Source organism: Echinicola strongylocentroti (genome assembly GCF_003260975.1).
GTDB lineage: Bacteria > Bacteroidota > Bacteroidia > Cytophagales > Cyclobacteriaceae > Echinicola > Echinicola strongylocentroti.
The window spans coordinates 3076219-3086954 of sequence record NZ_CP030041.1; the positions used below are offsets into that span (position 1 = coordinate 3076219).

The following is a 10736-nucleotide window of genomic DNA, read 5'->3' on the forward strand; positions in this document are numbered from 1 at the left end:
GCGTCCGCATCGGTGCATCAGGTTGCCATACCTTTGCAAACCTAAAGGCCGTGGCGTAGATAGACCAATGTATAATCCGGCTTTACGTGAAGGTACTTGATTACCCAAGATAGTTGGCTACAGAATGCCACGCATGCCCAACAGCAGTTCAGGGTTAGGGCAGTTGTTTTGGTAATAATCCAGATCCTTTGGTGCACATACTCCCGGATAGTCGCCCCAGTGGTTTTCTAGGTTCTTTATCAGTTGGAAATGAAGATGCGGTGGCCAGTCACCGTTTTCTGGAAAAGGGCCAATGTGGGCAAATTCCTGTCCTTGATGGATGGTTTGGCCGACTTTCAGGCCCTTTAAGTCTGTTTTGGTCAGGTGGCCATAGAGTGAATAGAAGGTAAGTTCTTTGTGTTGATGTGCTAGAATAATGGTGGGGCCGTAGTTGCCAAAGCCTTCGTTGTCTTGGAAGCTATGTACACGGCCTGCCAATGGCGCATAGATGGGATGCCCAGCATCGGTCCAAATGTCCACTCCCAAGTGGAGGGATCTTCTCTCTTGGTCTTCTTTTCCAAACACCTCACTTCGATGGTATATGGCCCTTGGTTCCAAGTATCCTCCTACCCCAAAACGCTTGTTTGGCGCCTCCAGTTGTCTATAAATATATTCGTTAAATACTTCGGTACTAGTGATATCCAAAGTGGCCAATTCTTCGTTTTTGGCAGTAAAATCCAGCAAAACACAGTTCTCCGTATTCAAATTGACCCCTAGAAGTGGGTGAATATCAGCGGTTGTTAGCGAATCTAGTAGTTTTTTCATCTTGGATAATTTGGCGAAATATACACAATTTGGGTTCAAAATGTTAACTTTATACACATGCAACAAACCTTTAGAATACCACAGCTCATTGATATCAAACAGGCCTATCAGCGGATCATGGCCTATATTCACCATACACCGATCATTACTTGTGAAGCCATAGATAATATATCGGGTAGTCAGCTTTATTTTAAATGCGAGAACTTCCAAAAGGTAGGTGCCTTCAAAGCCCGTGGAGCGACCAACGCTATCTTGAAATTGCCTCCTGAGCTGAAGCAAAACGGGGTGGCCACGCACAGCAGTGGTAACCATGCCGCTGCACTGGCACGTGCGGCCAAAGAGACGGGAACCAATGCCTACATCGTGATGCCTTCCTCTGCTCCTGCCATCAAAAAAGCAGCGGTAAAGCATTATGGTGGCAAGATCATCGAATGTGAACCTACGCTAAAAGCACGCGAAGCCACCCTGGAAAAAGTGGTGGAGGAAACAGGCGCTGCATTTATTCCTCCTTATGACTATATGGATGTCATCGAAGGCCAAGCCACTTGCGTCCTCGAGATGTGGGACGAGGGGATTCCTTTTGATGCCATCATCACGCCCGTGGGCGGCGGAGGGCTATTGGCTGGGACGGCTTTGACGACCCATTACCTATCCCCAAAGACTCCTGTGTACGGTGCAGAGCCCAAAGGAGCAGATGATGCCCATCGCAGCCTAAAGGCCAATCGCATCATGCCCATGGATAATCCAGATACCATAGCTGATGGACTGCTCACTTCCCTAGGACAGCGGAATTTTACCATTATATCAAAGCATGTGGAAGACATTTTCACCGTTTCGGATGAAGAGATCATTGCGGCGATGAGGCTGGTCTTTGAACGGATGAAGATCGTCATTGAGCCCAGCAGTGCGGTGCCCTTGGCAGTTGTATTGGCGAATAAGGCGCTTTTTGAAAATAAACGGGTAGGGCTGGTCTTTTCTGGAGGAAATGTGGATGTCAGCAAACTGCCTTTTAAATAAAGGGGAGGTTGTTGGCGTTACCGCTCGGGAATGTACAGGTCCCGATGGATTCAGTGATCAATTGAAAGATTGGAATATTATAATATTTCTACGGGAAACATCATCGGCTCCGTTGTTCCGACAGCTGAGCTGCGGAACCGCTGGTATTGAGTTTTTAAACTCAATACCAGCTATTCGGTGATTTTACGGGAAGCTTGGTACAGAGGATCACCAGACAGGGAGAACGCATTTAAAAAAGTATCCCATTTTGAATATATAGCTGCCGTTCCTATGGGCTAAAAATGAGTGGATCTCGCTTGTCCACTGCACGAGTTAACTCATTTTCTTAACACGCCCATCAACTGTCCTAAAATCGAATGCTCCAACGGTCGAATAATAGACTCACATCGAAGCGGCTGATTTTGTCCGCCGCGGCGGATCAGTCCGCAATAGATAGGCTAATGCATATTCCGGGCAATGTCGTTTAGTTATTGTGTATCTGGAAATATTGGTTTGATTATTTTTCTTGCTAAATTCCAAGATAGTTTTCATCTCTTTACCTTTGTTACTTTTTTGCTGCAGGTCAAAAAAGTAACCAAAAAACCCCGCCGCTGTGCATCTATTGGTCTAAAATTAAAACCTTCCCTCATGCAGGCAAACTCCTTCTTTTTAGCTGCCAACATTCTTTTTGACCAGCATTTCGTCAAACAAGCCTGCCTTCTTGCCCCCGCTTTTTAATTTCTTAACGCCCAATACCTGCAAGGCGGATCCATTTTATACATATAAAAAAAGGCCATGGATTAAAACCATAATTCTCTCAAAGGACGATCCGTATTGGAAAAACCTCTTAACTAAACGACATTGATATTCCGGGTTAAACTCATCTAAATCATTCTCCCCACTTGGGCAGACAGGTGCGATGCTTTATTCGTCCTTTAAACCAACTGATGTCCTTGCCCTTTCAGCATTTTCTGCGATAGGCTGCTGCTATCCTAATGTACAAACTTGGAGAAAGTGCCAGCGGCACGATGGATTTAGTAACCAGCGGATTCATCCGCTGGATGTTAAGGCCTCCTCCACCTCCAGAAGGAGTGCCAGCGGCACGGATGATAGCTGCCCTACACGAAATTAATGTTAAATGCGTTTGCCCTGGATCACCAGACCTTTACTATTGTCTTTAGCGCATCATGATCGTGCCTTAGGTATGAAAGCTTGGTAACCACCTCGAACATCAACCTCTCATCATGTGCCGTAAGTACATCACATTGGAAGACGTTCCGAGAGGAAAATTTGATCAATTAAATTTTTCAAAAGCTATTTGCCTAAGCAATTTCCCAATCAATTGGATAATACATTGTTTCGAACTAATTTTGGGCAGCCAAAAATACATTCGATTTTCCGGAAGTGGTCAGTGGAAGTGAGGTGAAAAGCGAATCATTTCCGATACCCATCGGAAAAGGCCTAAGCACAGACCAAAAAAGACTGTAAAAACAAGATCATACTCATGAAAAGAGACCAGGTAATATTTGACCTTATCCAAAAAGAAGAAGACCGTCAAAAGAGAGGCATCGAGTTGATTGCTTCTGAAAACTTCACCAGCAAGCAGGTGATGGAAGCTGCCGGTAGTGTCCTTACCAACAAATATGCAGAGGGACTTCCCAAGAAGCGTTATTATGGAGGTTGTGAAGTAGTGGATGACATCGAGCAGATAGCCATTGACCGTGCCAAGGAGCTTTTTGGAGCTACTTGGGCAAACGTGCAGCCTCACTCGGGTGCCCAAGCCAATGCAGCGGTATTTTTGGCCTGTCTGAATCCTGGTGATCCTATTCTTGGTTTTGACCTTTCCCATGGTGGGCACCTCACCCATGGCTCTCCGGTAAACTTCTCCGGTAAGAACTATAAGCCGCACTTCTATGGAGTGGAGGAAGAAACCGGTATCATCGATATGGACAAAGTGGCCGAGAAGGCCCGTGAGGTAAATCCCAAACTGATCATCTGTGGTGCTTCTGCCTATAGCCGTGACTGGGACTATGCCCGGTTCAGGGAGATTGCCGATGAAGTAGGCGCATTGCTGCTGGCGGATATCTCTCACCCAGCTGGACTGATAGCCCGTGGTCTATTGAATGATCCATTGGATCACTGCCACATCGTGACCACTACCACGCACAAGACACTCAGGGGTACTCGTGGTGGACTCATCATGATGAGGGATGATTTTGAAAATCCATTTGGTGTCAAGAATCCTAAAGGAGAGCTGAGAAAAATGACCCAGCTATTGGATTCTGCAGTATTCCCAGGCATGCAGGGCGGTCCTTTGGAGCACATCATTGCCGCTAAGGCGGTGGCTTTCCAAGAGGCCCTTTCAGACGAATACATGGAGTACATCCTACAAGTAAAGAAAAATGCTTCCGTGATGGCCGAGGCCTTCGTGGAAAAAGGTTATAAGCTGATTTCTGGTGGCACAGACAATCACCTGATGCTGATCGACCTGCGCAACAAGGACCTTTCCGGTAAAATCGCCGAGGAGACCTTGGGCAAAGTGGACATCACCATCAATAAAAACATGGTGCCTTTCGATACCCGTTCGCCATTTGTGACGTCCGGGATGCGTGTGGGTACCGCCGCCATTACCTCCCGTGGCCTGAAAGAACAAGACATGACCAAGATCGTGGACTTGATCGACAGGGCACTGATGAGCCATGAAGACGAGGCTGCCCTTGCTGAGATCAAGCAGGAAGTCAACGATTGGATGGTTCAATTTCCATTGTATTAAGTAAAGAAGAAACTACGTGGCATTAGATCAATATCGGGAAGAAGAGGAAGAAGACGGCATGTCCTTTTTGGACCATCTGGAGCAACTGCGTTGGCATTTGGTCCGGTCAATAGCTGCCGTGCTGATTTTCTCCGTACTGGCCTTCCTTTCTAAGAGTTTTGTTTTTGGACAGGTGATTTTGGGACCATCCAAGGTGGATTTTTTCACCTACAGGATGCTCTGCAAAGTTTCCGATGCGCTGGGCATTCCGGCGCTGTGTATCCAAGAGCTCCCCTTTATCCTGCAAAGTAGGCAGATGACGGGGCAGTTTTCCATGCACATGACCTCCAGTTTGGTGGTGGGCTTGATCGTGGCTTTCCCTTATGTGTTTTGGGAAGTGTGGCGATTTATCAGCCCAGGGCTCTATTCCAAAGAAAGAAATGCTGCTCGGGGAGCAGTGTTCTTTGTGAGCTTGCTGTTCTTTATGGGGGCTGCTTTTGGATATTATATCCTGTCGCCACTGTCCATTAATTTCCTGTCACATTATCGACTGGATCCTTCCATTGCCAATGAATTTGATATCACTTCGTATATCTCCACCTTGGTGATGTTGGTATTGGCTTCAGCGGTGATGTTCCAGCTTCCGGTGGTGATTTACTTCCTGTCCATGTCGGGACTGGTAAGTGCCGCCATGCTGAAATCCTACAGAAGACATGCCGTGGTCACCATTCTGGTACTATCGGCGGTGATCACTCCGCCAGATGTAATCAGTCAGCTGTTGATCGCCATGCCGATATTGGTGCTGTATGAAGCGGGAATTATGATCGCCAAGCGACTGGAGCGACGACGACGGGAAGAACGAGCAGCAGAAGACTATTAATCCATATCAATCATGTCAAAGAAAATAGCCATCGGCGGAGACCACGCCGGATTCGATTATAAGCAGCAATTAGTAGCCTTTTTGGAAGCGGAGGGTTATGAAGTGAAGGACTTCGGGCCTTTTTCGGATGCTTCCGTGGATTACCCGGATTATGTGCATCCATTGTGTGAGGCCATCGAAGCAGGTGAATTTAAGCTGGGTATCGTGGTTTGCGGTAGTGGTAATGGTGTCGCCATCACTGCCAACAAGCACCAAGGCATCCGTGCCGCCATCTGCTGGAATAAGGACCTGGCCGCCCTCAGCCGCCAGCACAATGATGCCAACGTGATTTCTATTCCCGCGAGGTTCGTGCCGTATGAACTGGCCCAGGAAATGGTCGGCACCTTCCTCAGCACGGAATTTGAAGGCGGAAGGCATGCCAATCGAGTGAATAAGATCGCTTGTAGGTAAAGGGACGATAACTTACGCTTACGAATGAGTAGAATTATAAAAACAATAAAGAAGCCTTGCAGCGGTTAGTTGCAAGGCTTTTTAGTTTTCGGTTCTATCTGGCAGCTAGGCCATAGCAGTCAGTTTAAGCTGTTATCGGTACACTAACTGCCCCAAATACACGAACTTAGCTGTTCGAGATTTGTAATCTCGAACCGGGATAATGGGGATTTGAAATCCCTTTAGACCATTGGTGAATAACACAGACACCAATAAGTATATAGCCTTTCAACAACTTACATTAGTCTGACGGCTATGGGGGCAACTAGGCAGGGTAACCGTCCGCCGTGGCGGACGCTCACACCTCCAAACCAACTGATTTTCTTGCTAAATTCCAAGATGGTTTTCATCTCTTTACCTTTGTCACTTTTTTGCTTCAGGTCAAAAAAGTAACCAAAAAACCCCGCCGCTGTGCATCTATTGGCCTAAAATTAAAACCTTCCCTCATGCAAGCAAACTCCTCCTTTTCTAGCTGCCAACATTCTTTTTGGCTAATATTTCGTCAAACAAGCCTGCCTTTTTGCCCACCCGCTTTTTAATTTCTTAACGCCCAATACCTGCAAGGCGGATCCGATTAATAAGTTTCTTATGGATAAATTATCATCATTATTCCATGTAGTGGTATATTTTCTTAAGTAACCAAGTTGAGCGAGAACTATAAGCCCCCCTGAGCCAAAAAAGGTATGGCTTCCTTATTACGGCCCTTGGTATGCCTGTTTTCCAGCCGATGGTGGCGGCCGTTAAGAAAGGGAGTTGGCTTGCGTCGTGGAACAGCGAGACCCACTCGCTTTTAGGCCGTAGCCATCGGCTGGAAATTAAAATGGGTGACGGATCTCGGTCGCAGGGTAAATCCATGTTCCATTTTAAAAGGCATACCACCGGCCTAGATTTTTTTCTTTCTTTTTTCATCAATAGCCTGCCCCGAAGGCTTTCGGGGGAAAAAAGGAAAAGGATAAGATCCACCAAGATGATCAGGTTTCCCCAGCCAAAGTCAATCAAAAAAAGGGCTTTTAGGTATATGAAAAGAAGGAAATCCCCTTAACTAAACGGCATTGAACCCGGAATATGCATTAGCCTATCTACGCCACGGCGCACAGGTATTGCGACCTTAAACTGCTTAAAAATCAGCCGTTTCACTTTAGTTTTCGGCATAACCGTAGCGGTGCTACGCTAATGCCTCCAAACTAACTGATTTTCTTGCAATTTCAGCTCTCACTACGATTCCTAACGCATAATCCGGGTTTAATCTCGAACAGCTAAGATGGGGTAGGCTTTCCTACTGAGGAAAGTATAAATAAAAAGAGCCTTGAAAATCAAACTTCAAGGCTCTTTTTATTTGATATTCATTTTACGTTTAACGGAACGTGTATTTCAGGCCGATGCCTGCACGTAGATAGGCTGTGTCTGCGTCAGGGATAAACAGTGGACTGGCCTCTAGCAGGAAGCCAAAATTTCTGGTGGAGGGAAATGGCTTTACCAATACGCCCAAAGGAACGCCAAAATAGCCAGAGCTTCCTTCACCAACGTTGATAAGTCCGGCATGGACACCGCTGTAAAAATTCACCTCTTCTTTTTGGATAAAATTGTACCCAAAAGTACCTTCAATATCCACCTCGTTGCCACCTTCCAGTCGGCCTTCGCCAAACATTTTCTTGTCCGGATCACTACCGATGGATAGGTACGTACCGAAATTTTGCTGGTAAATACCGACACTTACTTGTGCCTTGGACTCTTCATGTTGCAGTAATAAAAATACTGTCAATGCTGCGAATAAAAACTTTTTCATCATAGTAATTTATAACTTGGTTTAAAATTGGAGCCAAAAGTACAAACACTTTGCCATTTTTTCGAGGATTACAAATACTCTGCTATTGATGGTTCGGGATTGCAAATATCGAACAGCAGAAACAATAGAAAAATACCAAATAGGTGCTACCGAACAGCGGAACGGATAAAAGTTTGGCTTTTGCTCAAATGCAAGGCTGGTTGTTGATTTTTTCCTTGAGGAAAATCTTGACCATTTCCAGGCCATTGTCGAAGCTGTCGTTGTTAGGAATGATCAGGTCAGCATCGTGCTTGGACGGGTCGATGTATTTTTCATAAGTAGGCATGACGTGCTTTTCGTAGCGGTAGAGCACATCATCTAGGTCATAGCCCCGCTCTACTTTGTCCCGTACGATCCTCCGCTTCAGCTTGATATAATCCTTGGCATCGATAAACACCTTGAGGTCCAGTAGATTGGTCAGTTTGGGCGAATACAGCACGAAAATGCCTTCTACCACCACCACAGGAGCGGGCTTGAATTCCAGCATCTGCGGAGTCTTTGCGGGGTTGTTAAAGGTGTATTCCTGGCGAAAAACATGCTCTCCATGCTGGATTTTCTGTATATCTTCTGCGTAGGCATCAAAATCAAACGAAAAAGGCGTATCGTAATTTTCTATCCCTTCTTCATCCAGCGGCTGCTGGTCGATTGGCTTGTAATAGTTGTCCTGAGAAATCAGGCAGACCTCACCAGGGTCGAAGCTTTGTAGCAGCCTGCTCAGGAAAAGGGTTTTGCCGGAAGCACTTCCCCCTGTGATGCCAACGATATAAGGTTTTCTCATGGTGTATACAATTTCGTGCGTAGGAGTTTTTCTAAATTTATATAACCAGGACTACAAATTAATCCCACAAAAGGGAAATGGCACTGGTGGAGTGAAGCCTGCCTTCCGGTAGGCAGGCCATCTGTGCCCATTAAACGAGACTGCCGCGTCGTACCTCCTCGCAGTGACGGAGGCTTAGCGATAGCTGTTCAAGAAGTGAGTCAACTTGCGCACGGCCTTTCCGCGGTGGCTGATGGCGTTTTTCTGCTCCATGCTGAGCTCCGCAAAGGTTTCCTTATGATCCTCTGGACGGAATATAGGGTCATAGCCAAACCCTCCATCACCTATTCTTTCTTGGATGATCTCACCCTTTGCCGCTCCTCCAAAGCTGTACTCCTCGCCATCGAGGATCAGCGCAATTACCGTTCTAAATTGGGCTTTTCGATCCGTTTTACCTTGCATGTTGTTGAGCAGGAGCTCGACATTCCGTTCATCGCTGCGCGGCTCTCCGGCATACCTGCCAGAATAGACACCAGGTGCCCCGTCCAGTGCGGCCACTTCCAGTCCTGTGTCGTCGGCAAAACAGCTCACCCCGTAGTTATCGAAGACATGCCGGGCTTTTTGGAAGGCGTTGAAGTCCAAGGTGTCACCCGTTTCGGGCAATTCCTCCCGGCAGCCGATTTCCTCGAGTGAGACAATGGTAAATTCCTCGCCCAAAGCGGCCTTTACCTCTTCGATCTTCTTAGGGTTGTTGGTAGCAAAACAAATCTTCATGTTGCAAAAATAAGTAAATTTTTTCCGATGCGAAGAGAGGTACTGTTTAATCTTAAACCCGGAATATGCATAACCCGGGTCTAAGGTGTATTGGAGCCAGCGCATGCCGTAGGCATAAATCGGGTTAAACCCGGAATTAATGCCGTTTAGTTAGTGCGTATTTGGAAATATTGGTTCTATTATTTTTCTGCTAAATTCCAAGGTGGTTTTCATCCCTTTACCTTTGTTACTTTTTTGCTTCAGGTCAAAAAAGTAACCAAAAAACCCCGCCGCTGTGCATCTATTGGCCTAAAATTAAAACCTTCCCTCATGCAGGCAAACTCCTCCTGTCTAAAGCCAAGCAGTCCTATCTAAAGCCAGGTACCTTCTTTAGCTGCCAACATTCTTTTTGACTAGTATTTCGTCAAACAAGCCTGCCTTTTTGCCCACCCGCTTTTTAATTTCTTAACGCCCAATACCTGCAAGGCGGATTCAGTTAATAAGTCCCAAAAAGGTGTTGTTTCCATATGACGGCCCTTGGTATGCCTGTTTTCCAGCCGATGGTGGAGGCCGTTAAGGAAGGGAGTTGGCTCGCGTCGTGGAACAGCGAGACCCACTCACTTTTAGGTCGTAGCCATCGGGTGGAAATTAAAATGGGTGAGGGATCTCGGTCGCAGGGTAAATCCATGTCCCATTTTAAAGGGCATACCACCGGCCTAGATTTTTTTCTTTCTTCATCAATAGCCTGCCCCGAAGGCTTTCGGGGGAAAAAAGGAAAAGGATAAAATCCACCAAGATGATCAGGTTTCCCCAGCCAAAGTCAATCAAAAAAAGGACTTTTATGTATATGAAAAGGAGAAAATCCCCTTAACTAAACGGCATTGAACCCGGGTTAAACAATTCCTTTGTGCCTTAGGGACTTCGTGGCTGAATTTGTTGACTTGACTTGATTGGGATAGCGTCCTAACATTTTTTGTTAAAAAATGCTTTTCTTTTAAAAAATGGCTACATTTGCTGTCTATGAATGGTAAGAAAGGCACAAATATGAAAATTGTTCGCGAAAGGATGTCCGTCCTTTTGGTGGCTATTTGCTGCTTTATCATCTCCAATTCACAGTATTTTTTGAGCACGACGGAGGACAACCCATCCGATAGTGACTGCATCGAATATTCACAGCATTCTGGGGATGAAGATCAGCATGACCAGACATTTTTGGATGTAGCGACAGATGCTGTGGTGGTTCCATTTGCCAGTTTGGTGGCAGAGAGTACCATGAAGTTGATCTATGAGATTATTGGCTTTGAAGAGCAACGTGCCTTGCCACAGGTGACAATGGCACGATATCCCAGTCATTTTTTAGAAATACTCTTGGAGCAGATAGTGGCTCCAAATGCACCGTAAAGTTACTTTTTCTTTTCGCTATTGGTAGGTTTGGACATCAGCCTATCATTTCCATTGAATTTCAATCAACATTAATTAA

At 46.0% G+C, this 10736-nt stretch carries 12 protein-coding genes; 8 read left to right on the top strand and 4 right to left on the bottom strand.

Going from position 1 to position 10736, the window contains the following annotated elements; translation table 11 throughout:
- Positions 1-117: 117 nt before the first annotated feature.
- On the bottom strand, positions 118-804 hold the full coding sequence (locus DN752_RS11950) for a peptidoglycan DD-metalloendopeptidase family protein (RefSeq protein WP_112784156.1): 687 nt from the start codon (positions 802-804) through the stop codon (positions 118-120).
- A gap of 57 nt (positions 805-861) precedes the next feature.
- On the opposite strand from DN752_RS11950, the gene DN752_RS11955 reads away from it, so the two are divergent.
- From DN752_RS11955 to DN752_RS11980, 6 genes are all read left to right on the top strand, one after another.
- Complete coding sequence (locus DN752_RS11955; protein ID WP_112784157.1) at positions 862-1821, top strand: pyridoxal-phosphate dependent enzyme; 960 nt, start codon at positions 862-864, stop codon at positions 1819-1821.
- A 456-nt stretch (positions 1822-2277) separates the two neighbouring features.
- Entirely contained in the window at positions 2278-2538 is a 261-nt protein-coding gene (locus DN752_RS11960; protein ID WP_162633199.1) for a hypothetical protein, read from the top strand.
- A 766-nt stretch (positions 2539-3304) separates the two neighbouring features.
- Complete coding sequence (gene glyA, locus DN752_RS11965) at positions 3305-4573, top strand: serine hydroxymethyltransferase (protein WP_112784159.1); 1269 nt, start codon at positions 3305-3307, stop codon at positions 4571-4573.
- A 16-nt stretch (positions 4574-4589) separates the two neighbouring features.
- Positions 4590-5432 (top strand): twin-arginine translocase subunit TatC, encoded by an 843-nt coding sequence (gene tatC / locus DN752_RS11970; protein WP_112784160.1) that lies wholly within the window; start codon positions 4590-4592, stop codon positions 5430-5432.
- 12 nt (positions 5433-5444) lie between these two features.
- Positions 5445-5882 (top strand): ribose 5-phosphate isomerase B, encoded by a 438-nt coding sequence (gene rpiB / locus DN752_RS11975; protein WP_112784161.1) that lies wholly within the window; start codon positions 5445-5447, stop codon positions 5880-5882.
- Between the two features lie 748 nt (positions 5883-6630).
- Positions 6631-6963, top strand: a complete 333-nt coding sequence (locus tag DN752_RS11980) for a hypothetical protein (RefSeq protein ID WP_162633200.1) — start codon at positions 6631-6633, stop codon at positions 6961-6963.
- Positions 6964-7275: 312 nt separating this feature from the next.
- On the opposite strand, the gene DN752_RS11985 is transcribed toward DN752_RS11980, so the two are convergent.
- The 3 genes from DN752_RS11985 to DN752_RS11995 all read right to left on the bottom strand — a co-directional run bounded on the left by DN752_RS11985 (position 7276) and on the right by DN752_RS11995 (position 9277).
- Complete coding sequence (locus DN752_RS11985; RefSeq protein ID WP_317048532.1) at positions 7276-7710, bottom strand: outer membrane insertion C- signal; 435 nt, start codon at positions 7708-7710, stop codon at positions 7276-7278.
- A gap of 181 nt (positions 7711-7891) precedes the next feature.
- Positions 7892-8524: a uridine kinase gene (udk, locus tag DN752_RS11990; protein WP_112784164.1), complete on the bottom strand. Its 633-nt coding sequence runs from the start codon at positions 8522-8524 to the stop codon at positions 7892-7894.
- Between the two features lie 174 nt (positions 8525-8698).
- Complete coding sequence (locus DN752_RS11995; RefSeq protein WP_112786523.1) at positions 8699-9277, bottom strand: non-canonical purine NTP diphosphatase; 579 nt, start codon at positions 9275-9277, stop codon at positions 8699-8701.
- Between the two features lie 521 nt (positions 9278-9798).
- Between DN752_RS11995 and DN752_RS24480 the strand changes: the two genes are divergently transcribed.
- Both DN752_RS24480 and DN752_RS12000 read left to right on the top strand, forming a co-directional pair.
- Positions 9799-10041 (top strand): hypothetical protein, encoded by a 243-nt coding sequence (locus DN752_RS24480; RefSeq protein WP_162633201.1) that lies wholly within the window; start codon positions 9799-9801, stop codon positions 10039-10041.
- Positions 10042-10300: 259 nt separating this feature from the next.
- Positions 10301-10657 carry a hypothetical protein gene (locus DN752_RS12000; RefSeq protein WP_245949519.1) on the top strand — a complete coding sequence of 119 codons (357 nt, stop codon included), beginning with the start codon at positions 10301-10303 and terminating at the stop codon, positions 10655-10657.
- Positions 10658-10736 lie beyond the last annotated feature (79 nt).